We start from the raw sequence: 16,198 nt of genomic DNA, 5'->3' as shown, positions 1-16,198 counted from the left end.
TGAGTTCTCGTGCCCCGGGAGCACGCAACCATGCAATTTACTGACGATTCCATGCGGGGACAAAAGCAATCGCTTCACCGCATGCCCAGTGCAAGCAGTGAAGCTACTACTAGTGCCCAGGGGGAGAAGGGGCACGGTTTGAGCCGGCAGGCGAACCTACCGGGCTATTTGGTTCCTAGAATCCTTCATTCCGCTCTTCGGAACCAAACTGGCTTTCATCGTTTCCATACGATTGGCCATCGGACTGCTGTCCGGCCTGGCTTTCGCCGCCAAACGATTCCTCACCGGATTCGTTGCTATCGCCGTAGGATTGCTGCTCCGACTGCTGGCCTTCACCGCCGCCGTAGGGCTGCTGGCTTTCGCCACCGCAGTAGGACTGTTGTTCCGACTGCTGGCTTTCGCCACCGCCGTAGGACTGTTGTTCCGACTGCTGGCTTTCGAAGCCTTCAGATTCGTTGTTGTCGAAGTTCCCGAACTGCTCGTTTGCATCCTGCTCAGATGTGCTGTCCTCCGTGGGTCGGTGCTTCCTGACTTGCCCTACGCTATGCGCAGAAAAAGCCCGGTTCAAGGATTCCGGGGAAGCTCAGAGCCGCTGGAAACCCGCAGTTAAGCCAATACCCACGGTGTTCGGAGACTTCGGCCAATATTCACCACTGCGTGCTAAAAGGAATCGCCGTTCCCGGGAACCCGAGGGGCAAAGAGTATTTTCCGCAGCTGCCATGGCGGCTTCTGGAATCGCTCAACAGGCGCGAAGAGAAAGCTGAGCGTTCTCCGAAAGAATTGTCCATCCGGTCGGAATCCGCCCGGTAAATCGGTAGTGTCCAGACTGGGACACCGAGACAGGTCTTGCCCCAAGCGTCCATGACAACGTAAGGAGAAGCATTGGCTAATTCGAAGAAGACTCCAGCAAAGAAAACTGATCGCGAAAACGCAGAAAACGGGTTCGTGGCTCCGGAAGTGCTGCGCGAGTCCTTGCAGACCGTGCTGATCCAGCTGCTGGACCTGCAATTGGTGGGCAAGCAAATCCACTGGAACGTCGTTGGCCCCAACTTCCGCGACCTGCACCAGAATCTCGACGAAATCGTTGACATCGCGCGTCGCGGCTCGGATGAAATCGCCGAGCGGATGCGAGCTTTGCATGCCACTCCGGACGGGCTGGCAGCAACGGTCACGAAGTACACGAAGCTGGAACAACCGGTGAATACCGAAATCCTGACCACTAATGCAGTGGACATGGTTGTCAAGGCACTGCAGACCACTGTGGGAGTCATGCGAGAGGTCCATGACCCGGTGGATGAAGCGGATCCGACCACCGCCGATATCCTGCACCAGTACATTGCGGATCTGGAGCAGCAAGCCTGGTTTATCAGCGCGGAAACCCGGAAGCCTTAACCCGGGCCGCGCGGTCCTGGAATTGAATAAATAGCCTGAGGCACCACAATCAGTGGTGCCTCAGGCTATGTTCGCGTCCTACTTCTCCTGTGTGGCCATCGGGATGCGCACGCCGCGTTCAGCGGCAACTTCGGCGGCGCGTTCGTATCCGGCATCGACGTGGCGGATGACGCCCATGCCCGGGTCATTGGTCAGCAGTGCCTCCAGCTTCGCGGCGGCCATTTCGCTGCCGTCAGCCAAGGAGACCTGGCCGGCGTGGATGGAACGGCCCATGCCCACGCCACCGCCATGGTGGATCGAAACCCAGGTGGCACCCGAACTGGTTGCGGTCAAGGCGTTCAGCAGCGGCCAGTCGGCCACGGCATCGGTGCCATCCTTCATGGCCTCGGTCTCGCGGTACGGCGAAGCTACCGAACCCGAATCCAGGTGGTCGCGGCCGATCACGATAGGTGCAGAGACCTTGCCTTCGGCGACCAGCTGGTTGAACAGCAAGCCGGCCTTGTGGCGCTCGCCGTAGCCCAGCCAGCAGATGCGCGCCGGCAGGCCCTCGAACTCCACGTGCTTCTGTGCGGCATCCAGCCAGCGGTGCAGGTGCTCGTTTTCCGGGAACAGGTCCTTCAGCGCCTGGTCGGTGACCTTGATGTCCTCGGGATCCCCGGACAGCGCTACCCAGCGGAACGGGCCCAGGCCTTCGCAGAACAGCGGACGGATGTAGGCCGGGACAAAGCCGGGGAATTCGAAGGCGCGGGTGAAACCGCCCTTGCGTGCCTCGTCGCGGATCGAGTTGCCGTAGTCGAAGACCTCCGCGCCGGCGTCCTGGAATCCCACCATCGCCTCGACCTGCGCGGCCATGGCGGCCTGGGCTTTCTTGGTGAAGCCGGCCGGATCGGCTTCGGCTTCGGCGTGCCATTGGTCCATGGCGTATTCCACCGGCAGGTAGCTGAGCGGATCGTGGGCACTGGTCTGGTCGGTGACGATGTCGCAGGAGAATTCTCCAGCTTCGTGGCGCTTGAGCAGCGCCGGGAAGACCTCGGCGGCGTTGCCGACGTAGCCCACCGACAGCGGTCGGCCCTCGGACTTGGCTGCCAGGACTTTGCCCAGCGCCTTGTCCAGATCCAGTTCGACCTCATCGAGGTAGCGCTTGGAGGCACGGCGGCGCAGTCGGGTTTCATCCACGTCAACGATCAGCACGGCACCGCCGTTGAGGGTCACGGCCAGCGGCTGGGCGCCGCCCATGCCGCCGCAGCCACCGGTCAAGGTCAGGGTTCCGGCCAGCGAGCCCTTGAAGCGCTTCTCGGCGATCGCGGCGAAGGTTTCGTAGGTGCCCTGCAAGATGCCCTGGGTGCCGATGTAGATCCACGAACCGGCGGTCATCTGGCCGTACATCATCAGGCCTTCGGCTTCGAGCTTGCGGAAGTGCTCCCAATTGGCCCAGTCGCCAACGAGGTTGGAGTTGGCAATCAGCACCCGTGGTGCCCACTTGTTGGTCTTGAAGACGCCGACCGGCTTGCCGGACTGCACCAGCAGCGTCTCGTTCTCTTCCAGATCCTTGAGCGTCTGGACGATCGCATCGAATGCCTCCCATGAGCGGGCTGCCTTGCCGGTGCCGCCGTAGACCACGAGATCCTCGGGGCGTTCGGCAACTTCCGGATCCAAGTTGTTCATCAGCATGCGCAATGGGGCTTCGGTGGCCCAGGACTTGGCGGTCAGTTCGGTACCGCGCGGGGCGCGGACAACACGTGGTTCGTGGCTCATGGCAATTCCTTACGATGTAACGTAGCTAACTGATTCCATCATTGGCTATCGGCCATGGCTTGGGTACCGGAGAATGGGCAGAGCTGTCCGGTATTTCAGAATCGGAGGAATTTCCGGTTGCCTCCAGCTCCTAGGTGGCGGGGATCAGCGCCAGCGCGCTGCGTTCGATGGCCTCCGGGCTCAGGGCTTGGCTGATGGCGATCATGCTGGCTCCGCGCAGGGCTCCAACTTCCCAGCTGCGCGAGGTGCGGATCTGCAGGTGCTGGGTGGAAAGCGGCGCTCCGCGCTGGTAGACCACCTCGCGGATGCCTGCCAGCAGGTGCTCTCCGGCGGCGGAGATCCGACCGCCCACCACGATCAGCGACGGGTTCAGCAAGCTCACGCTGGCAGCCAATACCTCGCCCAAGTCGCGGCCGGCTTGGCGCACTGCATGGATCGCTTGGATGTTCCCCGAGTTCACCAGGGCGACCACATCGGTGTTGCTGTGCGCTTCGATGCCCTGCGCCCGCAATGCGGTGGCAATTTTGGGTCCGGCGGCTACGGCTTCCAGGCAGCCTTCATTGCCGCAATGGCAGTAGATGCCATCGCCGCGGCGGATGCGCACGTGCCCGATATCGCCGGCTGTGCCCTGCGCTCCGCGTTGCAGCAGCCCTCCGGAAATGATGCCCGAGCCGATGCCGGTAGCCAGCTTGACGAAAATGAAGTCCTCGCTGCCGGTCTCCAGCTGGTCCTTCTCGCCAATGGCCATGAGGTTGACGTCATTGTCCACGACCACCAAGGCATCCAGCTGCTGCTGGAACCAAGCGGGGATGTCGAAGTCGTCCCATCCGGGCATGATGGGCGGATTGGCGGGACGGCCGGTCTCGAAATTCACCGGCCCTGGCACTCCCATGCCTATGGCAATGACATCGTCACGGGTGCGGCCCAGCGAATCGAGCAAGCCATCGGCCAGATCCATCGCGGTCTGCAAGATCGCCACCGGGCCGTCGGCGAAGGAAATGGGAGCCTGGGATTGCATCAGGGGAGTGGGGGCCAGATCGGTCAGCGCAACGCGCAGGTGGCTGGCTCCCAGATCGACGGCCAGCACCAGGCGGGCATCGGGGAGCAGGGCAAGCCGCTGGGGAGGGCGGCCTCCGGTGGACGCGCCATCCGCAATGGTGCCAACCAGGCCCAGCTGGATGAGCACGTCGAGGCGCTCTTGCAGGGTGGAGCGAGCCATGCCGGTCAGGGCGGCAAGGTCCGTGCGGCTGTGCGCGGCACCGTCCATGAACAGTTGCAAGACGTCGCCTGCCCCACTGGCGCCGCGGGCGAATTGCATGCTTTTGGGGCTCGAAGGATTGGCCATGAACCCAGTAAAACACAGCAATGGACGCGAAGCCGAAACACTTTATGAGAATGTCGACATACTTCTATTGACTATCGACAAAAGTAAAACTAGTCTCAAGGTGTGATGCAAGTCATGAGCATCTGGATCGCACCCACCACTTCTTTCAGGAGACGCCTTTGCCTGCCCACGACCTATCAATCCAGCTGTACACGCTGCGCGAGCACATCGCAGAGAACCTGGCCGCGACGCTCGAACGCGTAGCTGGCATCGGCTACACGCAAGTCGAGCCGTACAACTTCGTGGCCCGCGCTGACGAGTATGCACAGGCGCTGGCCGAGAACGAACTCAGCGCGCCAACGGCGCACGCACCGCTGCTCTCCTCGGACTACGACGAGGTCTTCGCCGCGGCCGGCAAACTCGGCATCAGCACGGTCATCGATCCGTTCATCCCGGCGGAGCAGTGGCAGGATGCCGAGTCCATCGGTGCCATCGCGCAGAAGCTCAACGCCGCCTCCCGGCGCGGTGCCGAATACGGCATCAAGGTCGGCTACCACAACCACGACTGGGAGATCTCCAGCAAGATCAATTCCAAAACGTCCCTGGAATACCTGGCTAGCCTGCTGGACCCGGAGGTCGTCCTGGAAGTGGACACCTACTGGGTTGCCGTGGGCGGCGCCGATGTGCTCCAGCTGCTTGAAGCGCTGGCACCCCGCGTTGTGGCCCTGCACATCAAGGACGGGCCGAAGTCCAAGAACCACAAGGAACAGGTTCCGGTGGGCAGCGGATCCATGCCGATCGACCAGATCATCGACGCCACCAGCGGCATGCTGCATGTGGTGGAACTCGATGACTTCGCAGGCGACATCTTCCAGGCCGTGTCCGAAAGCCGCGCCTACCTCGTAGCAGAAAAGAACTAGGGACTATGGAATTCCAGAATCAGCCCATGGGCGTGGGCATTGTCGGAGCCGGCACCATCAGCGACCAGTACCTGGAGAACCTCACCGCATTCCCGGACCTCGCCGTGCGGTTCATCGCCGACCTGGATACCGAGCGCGCAGCAAGCCAAGCGCGCAAATGGTCCGTGGAAGCCTCGGGAACCTATGCTGAATTGCTGGCCCGCGAAGACATCCAGATCGTCGTGAACCTGACGATCCCGGCAGTTCATGTCGAGGTAGCCCTGCAGGCGGTGGCCGCCGGCAAGCACGTCTGGGGCGAGAAGCCCTACGCGCTGGACCGCGAATCCGGACGGCAGCTGGTCGACGCCGCCAAGGCAGCAGGAGTCCGCGTCGCCGTGGCCCCGGATACCATCCTGGGTGCGGGCCTGCAGACCGGCCTGCGGCAGATTGAAGCAGGCGCCATCGGCACCCCGCTTTCGGGCCTGGCCATCTTCCAGGGCCCCGGCCCGGAATCCTGGCACCACAGCCCGGAATTCCTCTTCGCCCACGGCGCGGGACCGCTCTTCGACCTCGGGCCCTACTACCTGACCACCCTGGTGCGAGTCTTCGGCCCGGTAGCCAAGGTCGCCGCCCTGGGTTCGCAGGCCCGCGCGCAACGGGTCATCGGTGCAGGCCCCAAGGTCGGAACCAGCTTCCCGGTCGAGGTCCCAACCCACGTCGGAGCGCTGCTCTCCTTCGAATCCGGGGCCAGTGCGCAGTGCATCTTCAGCTTCGACTCCAAGCTCAAGCGTGCAGGGTTCGTGGAGATCTCCGGAACGGAAGGCACCGCGCAGCTGCCGGATCCGAACGAATTCACCGGAGACACCATCCTGCACTTCGGGGACCAGGAGCCGAGCGTTGTCACCGCCCAAGGATCCACCTACGGGCGTGGCACCGGCGTTGCCGAACTGGCCCAAGCCATCCGCGAGGGCCGCAAGGAACGCGTGCCCGGCGAACTGGCGTTCCACGTCCTGGACATCATGGTCTGCGCCGCGGAAGCCATGGAATCGGGAGCTTTCATCGACGTGGCCTCGACGGTCGAGCCCATCGCGCTGCTGGACCCGGCCTGGGATCCTTCGGCTCCCGGCATCCTTGCCTGAAGCACCACCCCTTGACAGCATCACCCGCACCTAAAAGGAATAAACATGTCTGCACCACATTTCAAGAGCAAGCTGGGGCGCTTCACGGCGATCACCTCCATCGCAGCGCTGTCGCTCAGCGGCCTGGCCGCCTGCTCCGGCTCGGCTTCCGGCTCCGGGTCGGAAGAAGCCGGCGGGACCATCACCTACTGGGCTTCGAACCAGGGCAGCTCGGTCACCCAGGACGAGGAGATCCTGGGCGAATCCATCAAGCGGTTCACCGAGGAAACCGGCATCGAGGTCGAGCTGGAAGTCGTCCCCTGGGCCGACCTGTACAACCGCATCCTCACCGCCGTCTCCAGCGGCGAAGGGCCGGACGTGCTGAACATCGGCAACACCTGGGCCACCACCTTGCAGGCCAGCGGTGCCTTCGTCCCCTTTGAAGGCGAGGCGCTGGAGGCCATAGGCGGAGCCGAGAAGTTCGTGCCGGCAGCCCTGGCCACCGGCGGCGCCGAGGGCCAGGCCCCAACCTCGCTGCCGTTGTATTCCATGGCCTACGGCCTGTACTACAACACCAAGATGTTCGAGGAAGCCGGCATCAAGCAGGCTCCGAAGACCTGGGATGAATTCTTGGCCACCGCCAAGAAGCTGACCAAGGATACCGACGACGACGGCAAGGTCGACCAGTACGGCTTCACCTTGGCCGGACAGCGTACCGCCAATAATGCCCACTCCGCATTCATCCTGGGCATGCAGAACGGCGGCGAGCTGTACACCACGGACGGCAAGCCGGACTTCACCAATGATGGCGTCGTCAGCGGCGTCAACGACTGGATCCAGCTGATGGGCGAGGACGGCGTTGTCTCCAAGTCCAACGCCGAGATCAATGACGGTTCGGTGCTGCCAGGGGAAATCATGGACGGCAACGCCGCCATGTTCTTCGACCAGGCCCCGGGCAAGTCCTTCAATGCCGCTGACTTCAAGGACTACGCCATGGCGCCCATCCCGCTGAAGAACGCCGATGCCACCGGGCTGGAAGCCACCCAGTCGCTGGTTGCCGGCATCAACGTGAGCGTCTTCGAGAACTCGGATAACAAGGATGCCGCCCTTGAATTCGTGAACCACCTGCTCAGCGTCGATGAGCAGAAGAAGCTGAACGCCAAGTACACCTCGCTGCCATCGGTCACCGAAGCTTTCGACGACCCGGCCTTCGACACCCCCGAGCAGCAGGCCAAGAAGGAGATCCTGGCCAATAACGCGGCCCCGATGCCGCTGTTCCCCACCGAAGGGCAGATGGAATCCCTCGTAGGCGAGGCCATCGCCAAGCAATTCGCCAGGATTGCCCAGGGCGAAAAAATCACCGAGGCCGATGTCCGCAAGGCATTGGAAGACGCGCAGAAGCAGATGCCGGCTAGCTAGCGGCCCGACACGTTGCACTGGCCGCGGGAGCGGACCTCCTTGCGCCCCCGCGGCCAGTTGCAGCACCCAAATTCGTTTTCATGAAAGGAGACCGAATGTCGGCGCCAGCCCAGACACCGCCTCGAATCAGCGAACCGCTCAAGCCCCGCGACGCTTCAAGGGCGATCAAGCGCAGTTCAATCAAGCGCGACCGGTTCTTCCCCTATGCGCTCTCAGCTCCCGCAGCATTCCTGGAACTGCTGATCCACATCATCCCGATGCTGCTCGGCGTATGGATCGCCTTCCTCTCGCTGACCCAGTTCTCCATTGCCAACTGGGTCAAGGCCCCGTTCGTGGGACTGCAGAACTTCACCACCGCGCTGGACCCCAACGGTCCGATCGGTTCCCAATTCTTCGACGCCCTCGGGCGCACCTTCCTGTTCACCTTCCTGGTAGTGGCAATCGCCTGGAGCCTTGGCATTTTCGCCGCGGTCTTGCTGGCATCCAAATTCCGCAGCAACGGATTCTTCCGCACCCTGTTCCTGGTGCCCTACGCACTGCCAAGCTACGTCACCACCATCGCCTGGGCGTTCATGTTCAACCAGCGCGATGGCATGGTCAACCGCTTCCTGGTCGAAGACCTCGGGATCCTGGAGGAAGGGCCGTTCTGGCTATTGGGCGGGAATTCCTTCTTTGTCATGGTGGTTGTCGCCGTCTGGCAATTCTGGCCTTTCGCTTTCCTGATGCTGCTGGCCGCCCTGCAATCCATCCCGAACGAAGTCTATGAAGCCGCTTCCCTGGATGGAGCCAGCCTGTGGAAGCAGTTCACCAGGATCACCCTGCCAATGATCAAGCACGCCAACGTGGTGCTGCTTTTGATGCTGGGACTGTGGGTGTTCAACCAGTTCGACATCCCCTACCTGCTCTTCGGCCCGGTGTCCCCGGAAGAAGCAACCCTGATTTCCCCGTTGATCTACCAGCAGTCCTTCAACAACTGGAACTTCGGCGTGGGTGGCGCCTTGAGCGTCGTCCTGCTGATTGCCCTGCTGATCGTCTCAGCGTTCTACATCCGACTTGTCATGCCGAAGGGAAAGAGCATCGATGATTGAGACCCGCGGCTTCCGCATCCTGCGAGTTTTCGGACTAGCCTTCATCACCCTGATCATCGTGCTGCCGCTCTACGTGGTGCTCACGACCTCCATCAAGCCCCTCAAGGATGTGCGCGGCGCCTTCGAGTGGATTCCCTCGGAAATCACGCTGGCCCCGTACCTGGATATCTGGACCACGGTGCCGCTGGGCAAGTACTTCGCCAACTCGTTGATCGTGACCATCAGCGCCACCATCCTCTCGGTTTCCATCGCGATCCTGGCCGCCTATGCGCTCTCGCGCTTCGACTTCCGCGGGGCACGGTCCTTCCGGCTGATCGTGCTCTCCACCCAGATGTTCCCCGGCATCCTGTTCCTGCTGCCGCTCTTCTTGATCTTCACCCAGCTGGAGCGTGCCGTGGGACTGCAGCTGAACGGAACCTACCTGGGGCTGATCGTCACCTACATGACGTTCTCCCTGCCATTCTCCATCTGGATGCTCACCGGCTTCTTTGCCGCCATGCCCAAGGAACTGGAAGAGGCGGCCATGGTCGATGGACTTGGCCGGCTCGGCGCACTGCTCAAGGTGGTCTTGCCGGTAGCACGCCCGGGGATCATCGCGGTGTCGGTCTACTGTTTCATCACTTCCTGGAGCGAAGTGCTCTTCGCCAGTGTGCTCACCAATTCGGACACCAGGACGCTGTCCATCGGCTTGCAGGCCTACGCTTCGCAGACCGATGTGTACTGGAACCAGATGATGGCCGCCTCGGTGGTGGTATCGATTCCGGTGCTGGTCGGTTTCCTCTTCGCGCAACGGCACCTGGTCGCAGGCTTGTCCTCCGGCGCGGTCAAGTAAGAAAAGACAAGGAATTACATGTCCCAGTTGAACAGCCAGCAGGCTGCACCGGCCATGCAGGAACTGAAGGTCGGCGTCATCGGCGGCGGCTTCATGGCCCGGACCCACGCCGATGCGATCCGCCGGGCAGGCGCCCAGCTCATCGGGGTGCGGTCCAACGGCGAGCAATCCACCCGCCAAGCGTCAGCCGCCCTGGGCGTGCCCGGTTTCGGCAGCGTCGAAGCGCTGCTCGCCCAATGCGACGCCGTGCATGTCACCTCGCCCAATGCGTTGCATGCCGAGCAGGCAGCCGCTGCACTGGCAGCTGGCCTGTCCGTTGTTTGCGAGAAGCCGCTGGCGACCAGCGCCCGGGAAGCCGGCGAGCTGGCATTGCTGGCATCGCGTTCCCGGGCCGTGGCTTCGGTGCCGTTCGTCTACCGCTACCACCCCATGGTGCGGCAGGCCCGGGCCCACGTGCAGGAAGGGAAACTTGGCCGGCTGCTGACCGTGCGTGGCCAGTACCTGCAAGACTGGATGCATACGGTCAGCGACAGCAACTGGCGGGTAGAACCGGACAAAGGCGGACCTTCGCGGGCCTTCGCGGACATCGGTTCGCATCTGGTGGATCTGCTGGAATTCATTGCGGGGGAGCGGATCGTTCGGCTGAACGCGACCACCTCCATTGCCCACAAGCAGCGGGGCGCCGTGGACGTCGATACCGAGGATGCTGCCGCCTTGATTGTGCAGATGGCTTCGGGAGCCATCGGCACGCTGATGGTGTCACAGGTCAACGCCGGCCGGAAGAACGCCTTGACCATCGAGCTGTCCGGAGACCGGTCGGCGCTGGAATTCAAGCAGGAAAAACCGGAAGAACTGTGGATCGGCAAACCCGACATGTCCTCGATCCTGTCCCGCCAGGCCGCTGACCTCAGTCCCGATGCCGCACGCTTGTCGGTGGTCCCTGCAGGACACCCGATGGGCTACCTTGATGCTTTCGCCGCTTTCGTGGCCGACACCTACGCGGCGATCCGTGGCGAAGCGCCCGAAGGGCTTCCAACTTTTGCCGATGGCGCCCGCGCCTGCCGCTTGACCGATGCCGTTCTGGAATCGGCTGATTCCGGGGACTGGATCGACACCGATGACTAGAGGAGAAACCACCATGAACGCGACGCATCCAGTGACGCTTTTCACCGGCCAGTGGGCTGATATGCCCTTTGAAGAAGTCGCCCGGCTGGCTTCAGAATGGGGTTATGACGGATTGGAAATCGCAGCCAGCGGTGACCACCTGGACCTCAAGCGTGCCGACGAGGATCCGGCCTACCTCCAGTCGCGGCTGGAAATCCTGGACAAATACGGGCTGAAAGCCTGGGCGATCTCCAACCACCTGGGCGGCCAGGCTGTCTGCGATGATCCCATCGACTTCCGCCACCAGGCCATCCTGCGCGACTATGTCTGGGGCGATGGGGATGGGGAAGGCGTCCGCCAGCGGGCCGCCGAGGACATGAAGCGCTCGGCCCGCGTCGCCCGCAAGCTCGATGCCGATGTAGTGGTTGGCTTTACCGGCTCGAAGATCTGGCAGTACGTCGCCATGTTCCCGCCGGTTCCGGGCGAGGTCATCGATGCAGGCTACGAGGACTTCGCGGATCGCTGGAATCCGATCATGGACGAATTCGATGAGCAGGGGGTGAAGTTCGCCCTGGAGGTGCACCCATCCGAGATCGCCTACGATCACTGGACCACCGTGCGCACCATGGAAGCAATCGGCCACCGCGAAGCGTTCGGGCTGAATTGGGATCCCAGCCATATGTTCTGGCAGGGCATCGACCCGGTCGCATTCATCACCGACTTCGCCGACCGCATCTACCACGTGGATTGCAAGGACACCCGGATGCATCATCCCAACGGGCGCAATGGCATCCTGGGTTCCCATCTCCCGTGGGGCGATCCCCGCCGGCGCTGGGACTTCGTCTCCACCGGCCACGGAGACATCAACTGGGAAGATGCCTTCCGCGCACTGGACTTCCACGGGTACAAGGGCCCCATCTCCATCGAATGGGAAGACGCGGGAATGGACCGCTTGCACGGTGCGAAGGAAGCTGTGGGCTACATCCGCAGCCTCCTGTTCAAACGCCCCGAAGCGTCCTTCGACGCGGCATTCTCGAACCAGTAGCACCTGGCTAGGATGGACGCTTGCCCTGCACCCGCGAGGTAATCACCGAAGCAGTGGCGCGGATCTGCAGCAGGAGAGTCTCCCACTGCTCTTCGGGGACACGATCGGCCAGGAAGGTGACAGCAACGGCGGCCACCGGCCAATCGCTGGAATCCCGGATTTCTACCGCGAGCGAGTGGAAATCCGGGGTGACATCTCCGCGCTCTACGGCATAGCCGCGCTGCGTGCTCTGGTCCAGCTCGCGGCGCAACTGCGAGTAGCTGGAGATCGATGACTCGGCCACGCGCTCCGTGAAGCTGGCGGTACCGGGGTAGAGCGCGCGCACCTGGGATTTGGGCAGCGCGGCGAGAATTGCCCTGCCGGATGCGGTCAGGTGCGAAGGCAGGCGAACACCCACGTCGGTGACCAAGGATGGCCGGCCCTTGGCGCGTTCTTCGACAATGTAGAGAACATCGGAACCATGCAGCACGGCCAGGTGGGCGCTTTCGCCGACCTTGTCGACCAGCTGGGCAATCAGCGGGGCACCCAGCCGTGCCAGCGGTTCCTGGCGGGTATAGGCGCTGGAAAGCTCAAAAGCGGAGACCCCCAGACCATAGGATTTGTCCTCTGGATAGTGGGTGATGAATCCGTGCTCCAGCATCACGTTCAGCAGCTGGTAGACACTGGATCGAGGAAGCTCCAGCAACGTGGCGATCATTGCCGCCGGAGTCGGGGTCTTCCGGCTGGCCAGCAACCTGAGGATCCGCAAGGTGTTATCGGCCGCTGGAACCTTGCTGCCCATGGGGCCTCCTCAATGAATCGTGCATAGTGCTCTGCAAGGAACTCTAGCAACCTGGTCTGCCGTTTCCTTCGATAGTCCAGGCTGCTGGGCTGGCTGCCGGCGGATAATGCAAGTCACCCACAACGAATGAAATAAATAGTCGCTGGGATCAGCGCCATTCCAGGCGGAGATCCCAGCGACTATCGGCCAGAAATGAAAGGTCTAGCGCGTCGTGGAACTGAGGAAATGATTCAGCTCGTCAAGGGTTGGAGGATTCGCCCCGGCGCGCGACACGGTGATTCCCGCGCACACCGAAGCGATCTGCATGACCTTCTCCAGCTCGACGCTGTCCAGCTGCGTGCCATCGCGAAGGGACTTGGCCAGCGAGCTGTCCAAGATGGCGTGGAGCAGCCCGGCCATGAACGCATCACCGGCGCCGACCGTATCTACGGTACGCACCGAAATCGAGGGAACCATGACCTCGCTTTGCCTGGTCCGGGCCTCGGCTCCGCGTGCGCCGAAGGTAATGATCGCTAGCGACGCCCCGCGCTCCAAGAAGTGCTCCAGGATGCGATTGGTGTCCCATCCCGGATAGAGCCACAGGGCGTCTTCGTCACTGAGCTTGACGATATCCGCCCGTCCGGCCAGCTTCTCGATCTGCTTGACCGATTCTGCCCGGTCCTCGACCAGCTCCGGGCGCAGGTTCGGATCGAAGCTCAGGATCTGGCCCGGTGGGGAAGCCTCGAAAGCCTCATGGATTCGAGCGGCACTCGGACCCTGGAATGCTGCAACGGATCCTGAATGGAACAAGGTGGCTTGGGTCGAAGCCATGCTCTGCAATTTGCAGTTCAGCTGGAACTCGTAGTTGGCATCTCCGGACTCGTCCAGCACGACGGTGGCGCTGGAAGTCTGCGCATCGGTGTGCGATCCGGCTGCGAGCTGAACGCCTGAGGCCGCCACATGTTCGGCGATCAGCCGGCCATGCTCGTCATCGCCGATGTCCGTCTGGAGCAGGACTTCGTGGCCCAATCGGCCGAGTCCAACAGCAACATTCATCGGGGAACCGCCGGGATGCGCCACACCATCGACGATATCGACTAGGGCTTCACCGGCAACCTGAATATTAACCATGACATCGATCCTACGTAACCCGGAGGGAAAAAGCCCATCGGGGCGATCATACGTTCAGCCTGTACCCACGTTTGATGACCGTGGCGATGATTTCCGGTTGCGGCAACGCCTTGCGCAGCCGGCTCAGGGTCATATCCAAGGCATGCTTGGAACTGGCTTCCGGAAGCGCGGCCCCCAGCTCGTCGCGGGAGAGGACGCTGCCGCCGGCCTCGATCAGCGCCCGCACCAATTCAGCCTGCCCGGGCGTCAACTCGCAGTTTTCGTCCTGGACTGAGAGGGTGCGACCGCGCAGCTGCACCTGGCCGTGGACTGTTTGCGCCTGCAACGTGCCCAGCGAGGCCAGATGCTCCACGAGCTGGCCGATCATGGCACCCATGCGATGGCGCTCGGGAACCAGCGGGCAGATGCCCGCCTCGATCAGCGGGGCAGCGGTCACCGGTCCAACGGTGGCCACTGCGACGCGCTCGGCCAGTGAGCGCAGCAGGGCGGGCAAGCGATTGCGCGCCTTGGCAGCGGCGAACAGCGCGTGCACGCTCGGCGCGCTGGTGAAGGTCACCGCGTCGAAGTGGGCGGCGCACAGGCCCTCCACCAAAGCCGAAATCCCGCTATCGCTGATGGTGTCCTGCCAGCGGTAGGGCTCCACCTTCAGCACCCGGCGAGCGCCCAGCTCGCGCAGGCTCTGGGGCATTCCATGGTCGGAATCGGCATGAAGCTGCAAGGCGACGGTGGCGCCCTGGAGCTTGCCCTCCAGCAGTTCCAGCATGGAGGCGCTGCGCCCGTCCTTGGCCACGGCGGCCGGCTCCAGGCCCAGCGCCTTGACGGCGCCATGGGCTTTGGCCCCGCGGACGTAGAGCTGCGCCTGCCCGAGCGCTGCCAGCAGCTCGTCGCCAATGCCGGCAGCCTCGGAGGTATCAACCCAGCGGCGCAGTCCGTAGGCGGTTGTAATGACGGCTACCTGCGGACGGACCTCAATCAGCTTTTGCGTTTGGGCGATCAGTTGCTGCTCGTCGTCCAGCGGGGCGAGCTGGAGCAGCGGAGTATGGGTCACCTCGGCGCCGCGGCGTTCGAAGGCTTCGATGAGTTCTGCGGAACGGCGGTCGCTGGTGACGGCCAGCCGGAAGCCGGCCAAGGGTTTGGGGCTGCTCATCAGGCCACTTCCAATTGCGCTGCCAGCGCGGTCGGCTCTTCTTGCGCTGCCGCGTTCACCAGCGTGGCCGGCAGTCCAGCGACTTCACCGATGACAATGACTGCAGGATTGGAATGGCCGCGGGCTGTTTCGGCGAGATGGGCTAGCCGTGTGCAGCTGGTGCGCTGGATGTCGGTGGTGCCGGATTCGACGATGGCGCATGGCATTTGCGGGTCCATGCCGACCCGGTGCAGCCCGGCGACGGTCTGCTCGATGGTGCCCATGCCCATCAGGATCACGATGCTTCCGCCCAGCTTGGCCAGGTGGTCAAGCTGCGCATCGCTGAGTGGATCGTGGGCCGAGACCACGGTGAACATGGTGTTCACCCCGCGGGCGGTGACCGGGATGCCGGCTGCTGCAGGCACGGTGATGCACGAGCTCAGTCCCGGGATGACGCTGATCGGGATGCCCGCAGCGGTAGCGGCCGCGATTTCTTCGAAGCCGCGGCCGAAGACGAAGGGATCTCCGCCCTTGAGCCGGACTACGGCAGCGCCACCGCGGGCCGCTTCGATCATCAGGGCTTCGATATCCCGTTGGGTGAGCTTGTGGTGTCCGGGAAGCTTGCCGACGTCCACGATTTGAGCTTGCGGTGCGAGAGCGGGCAGGTGCGCTGCGGGACCGAGCCTGTCGGCGAAGACGACTTCTGCTTCGGCCAGGGCCCGCACGCCGCGCAGGGTCAGCAGGTCCAGTGCGCCGGGGCCGCCACCGAGCAGGGTGATGGATCCGGCCCGGGTCGCTGGTCCCAGGTGCATGACGGGAATGCGCGCTGCCTGCACCACCGAGGCGAAGCGCAGCGGTTCGGCATCGCAGATCACCAGCAGGCCGGCTTGTTCCAGCAACTGTATTGCCTGGAAGGGCCCGTCGGCGGTGAGCACCGTGGCGCCCTCCGCCTGGAAGCGCAGCGCAGTATTTTTGCTCCCGGATTTATTTCCAGCGATCAGCACAGTGCATCCGCGCAGTTCGAGGTCGATGCCAATCATGGTTTCCTTGATTCTGCTCGAGTTTCTAGGGGTGACATGGGATTCTCCTTGAACTAGTGGATGCACCCAGCCTAGGCCCCCAGGTTTTCCCGGAGGTATCGCAAATGTTTCAAGCGCAATAATTCGAGTAAAGGTTAACCTTTTCGAAATGTTCGCGAGGGTAAG

At 62.9% G+C, this 16,198-nt stretch carries 15 protein-coding genes; 8 read left to right on the top strand and 7 right to left on the bottom strand.

The features are described from left to right. Positions 1-175: 175 nt before the first annotated feature. Positions 176-568: a hypothetical protein gene (locus ACIQTS_RS12235; protein ID WP_402473539.1), complete on the bottom strand. Its 393-nt coding sequence runs from the start codon at positions 566-568 to the stop codon at positions 176-178. Between the two features lie 314 nt (positions 569-882). On the opposite strand from ACIQTS_RS12235, the gene ACIQTS_RS12230 reads away from it, so the two are divergent. Then, positions 883-1,392 (top strand): Dps family protein, encoded by a 510-nt coding sequence (locus ACIQTS_RS12230; RefSeq protein ID WP_133834001.1) that lies wholly within the window; start codon positions 883-885, stop codon positions 1,390-1,392. A 78-nt stretch (positions 1,393-1,470) separates the two neighbouring features. On the opposite strand, the gene hutU is transcribed toward ACIQTS_RS12230, so the two are convergent. Both hutU and ACIQTS_RS12220 read right to left on the bottom strand, forming a co-directional pair. Further along, positions 1,471-3,147, bottom strand: a complete 1,677-nt coding sequence (hutU, locus tag ACIQTS_RS12225) for a urocanate hydratase (RefSeq protein ID WP_402473538.1) — start codon at positions 3,145-3,147, stop codon at positions 1,471-1,473. 130 nt (positions 3,148-3,277) lie between these two features. After that, the gene (locus ACIQTS_RS12220; RefSeq protein WP_402473537.1) at positions 3,278-4,492 is read right to left on the bottom strand and encodes an ROK family protein; all 1,215 of its coding nucleotides are present in this window, start codon (positions 4,490-4,492) and stop codon (positions 3,278-3,280) included. A 158-nt stretch (positions 4,493-4,650) separates the two neighbouring features. Between ACIQTS_RS12220 and ACIQTS_RS12215 the strand changes: the two genes are divergently transcribed. From ACIQTS_RS12215 to ACIQTS_RS12185, 7 genes are all read left to right on the top strand, one after another. Further along, positions 4,651-5,391 (top strand): sugar phosphate isomerase/epimerase, encoded by a 741-nt coding sequence (locus ACIQTS_RS12215; protein WP_365943719.1) that lies wholly within the window; start codon positions 4,651-4,653, stop codon positions 5,389-5,391. 5 nt (positions 5,392-5,396) lie between these two features. Then, on the top strand, positions 5,397-6,509 hold the full coding sequence (locus ACIQTS_RS12210; protein ID WP_402473536.1) for a Gfo/Idh/MocA family protein: 1,113 nt from the start codon (positions 5,397-5,399) through the stop codon (positions 6,507-6,509). A 45-nt stretch (positions 6,510-6,554) separates the two neighbouring features. Next, entirely contained in the window at positions 6,555-7,907 is a 1,353-nt protein-coding gene (locus ACIQTS_RS12205; protein ID WP_105656349.1) for an ABC transporter substrate-binding protein, read from the top strand. A 95-nt stretch (positions 7,908-8,002) separates the two neighbouring features. Continuing rightward, the gene (locus ACIQTS_RS12200; RefSeq protein ID WP_105656350.1) at positions 8,003-8,995 is read left to right on the top strand and encodes a carbohydrate ABC transporter permease; all 993 of its coding nucleotides are present in this window, start codon (positions 8,003-8,005) and stop codon (positions 8,993-8,995) included. Beyond that, the gene (locus tag ACIQTS_RS12195; protein ID WP_105656351.1) at positions 8,988-9,827 is read left to right on the top strand and encodes a carbohydrate ABC transporter permease; all 840 of its coding nucleotides are present in this window, start codon (positions 8,988-8,990) and stop codon (positions 9,825-9,827) included. Before ACIQTS_RS12200 ends, ACIQTS_RS12195 begins: the two co-directional genes overlap by 8 nt. Before the next feature lie 18 nt (positions 9,828-9,845). Further along, positions 9,846-10,952 (top strand): Gfo/Idh/MocA family protein, encoded by a 1,107-nt coding sequence (locus ACIQTS_RS12190; protein ID WP_402473535.1) that lies wholly within the window; start codon positions 9,846-9,848, stop codon positions 10,950-10,952. 13 nt (positions 10,953-10,965) lie between these two features. Then, positions 10,966-11,976: a sugar phosphate isomerase/epimerase family protein gene (locus ACIQTS_RS12185; RefSeq protein WP_402473534.1), complete on the top strand. Its 1,011-nt coding sequence runs from the start codon at positions 10,966-10,968 to the stop codon at positions 11,974-11,976. A 7-nt stretch (positions 11,977-11,983) separates the two neighbouring features. On the opposite strand, the gene ACIQTS_RS12180 is transcribed toward ACIQTS_RS12185, so the two are convergent. The 4 genes from ACIQTS_RS12180 to cobA form a co-directional block, all read right to left on the bottom strand. Then, positions 11,984-12,757, bottom strand: a complete 774-nt coding sequence (locus ACIQTS_RS12180) for an IclR family transcriptional regulator (RefSeq protein ID WP_105656353.1) — start codon at positions 12,755-12,757, stop codon at positions 11,984-11,986. Positions 12,758-12,958: 201 nt separating this feature from the next. Further along, positions 12,959-13,867, bottom strand: a complete 909-nt coding sequence (locus ACIQTS_RS12175) for a carbohydrate kinase (protein ID WP_402473533.1) — start codon at positions 13,865-13,867, stop codon at positions 12,959-12,961. Positions 13,868-13,913: 46 nt separating this feature from the next. Further along, positions 13,914-15,014, bottom strand: a complete 1,101-nt coding sequence (locus ACIQTS_RS12170) for a uroporphyrinogen-III synthase (protein ID WP_402473532.1) — start codon at positions 15,012-15,014, stop codon at positions 13,914-13,916. Then, on the bottom strand, positions 15,014-16,033 hold the full coding sequence (cobA, locus tag ACIQTS_RS12165) for a uroporphyrinogen-III C-methyltransferase (protein ID WP_402473531.1): 1,020 nt from the start codon (positions 16,031-16,033) through the stop codon (positions 15,014-15,016). Before cobA ends, ACIQTS_RS12170 begins: the two co-directional genes overlap by 1 nt. Positions 16,034-16,198 lie beyond the last annotated feature (165 nt).

Origin of the sequence: Glutamicibacter sp. NPDC090743, assembly GCF_044769125.1 — a bacterium.
GTDB lineage: Bacteria > Actinomycetota > Actinomycetes > Actinomycetales > Micrococcaceae > Glutamicibacter.
The sequence above is the reverse complement of the archived record's forward strand: the minus strand, read 5'-3'. Positions and strand labels throughout refer to the sequence as shown.

What these genes read in the sequence shown, in the direction of transcription:
- hutU (WP_402473538.1), bottom strand. Translation starts at nt 3,147, where the DNA reads ATGAGCCACGAACCACGTGTTGTCCGCGCCCCGCGCGGTACCGAACTG.
- ACIQTS_RS12220 (WP_402473537.1), bottom strand. Translation starts at nt 4,492, where the DNA reads ATGGCCAATCCTTCGAGCCCCAAAAGCATGCAATTCGCCCGCGGCGCC.
- ACIQTS_RS12210 (WP_402473536.1), top strand. Translation starts at nt 5,397, where the DNA reads ATGGAATTCCAGAATCAGCCCATGGGCGTGGGCATTGTCGGAGCCGGC.
- ACIQTS_RS12205 (WP_105656349.1), top strand. Translation starts at nt 6,555, where the DNA reads ATGTCTGCACCACATTTCAAGAGCAAGCTGGGGCGCTTCACGGCGATC.
- ACIQTS_RS12200 (WP_105656350.1), top strand. Translation starts at nt 8,003, where the DNA reads ATGTCGGCGCCAGCCCAGACACCGCCTCGAATCAGCGAACCGCTCAAG.
- ACIQTS_RS12195 (WP_105656351.1), top strand. Translation starts at nt 8,988, where the DNA reads ATGATTGAGACCCGCGGCTTCCGCATCCTGCGAGTTTTCGGACTAGCC.
- ACIQTS_RS12190 (WP_402473535.1), top strand. Translation starts at nt 9,846, where the DNA reads ATGTCCCAGTTGAACAGCCAGCAGGCTGCACCGGCCATGCAGGAACTG.
- ACIQTS_RS12185 (WP_402473534.1), top strand. Translation starts at nt 10,966, where the DNA reads ATGAACGCGACGCATCCAGTGACGCTTTTCACCGGCCAGTGGGCTGAT.
- ACIQTS_RS12180 (WP_105656353.1), bottom strand. Translation starts at nt 12,757, where the DNA reads ATGGGCAGCAAGGTTCCAGCGGCCGATAACACCTTGCGGATCCTCAGG.
- ACIQTS_RS12175 (WP_402473533.1), bottom strand. Translation starts at nt 13,867, where the DNA reads ATGGTTAATATTCAGGTTGCCGGTGAAGCCCTAGTCGATATCGTCGAT.
- ACIQTS_RS12170 (WP_402473532.1), bottom strand. Translation starts at nt 15,014, where the DNA reads ATGAGCAGCCCCAAACCCTTGGCCGGCTTCCGGCTGGCCGTCACCAGC.
- cobA (WP_402473531.1), bottom strand. Translation starts at nt 16,033, where the DNA reads ATGATTGGCATCGACCTCGAACTGCGCGGATGCACTGTGCTGATCGCT.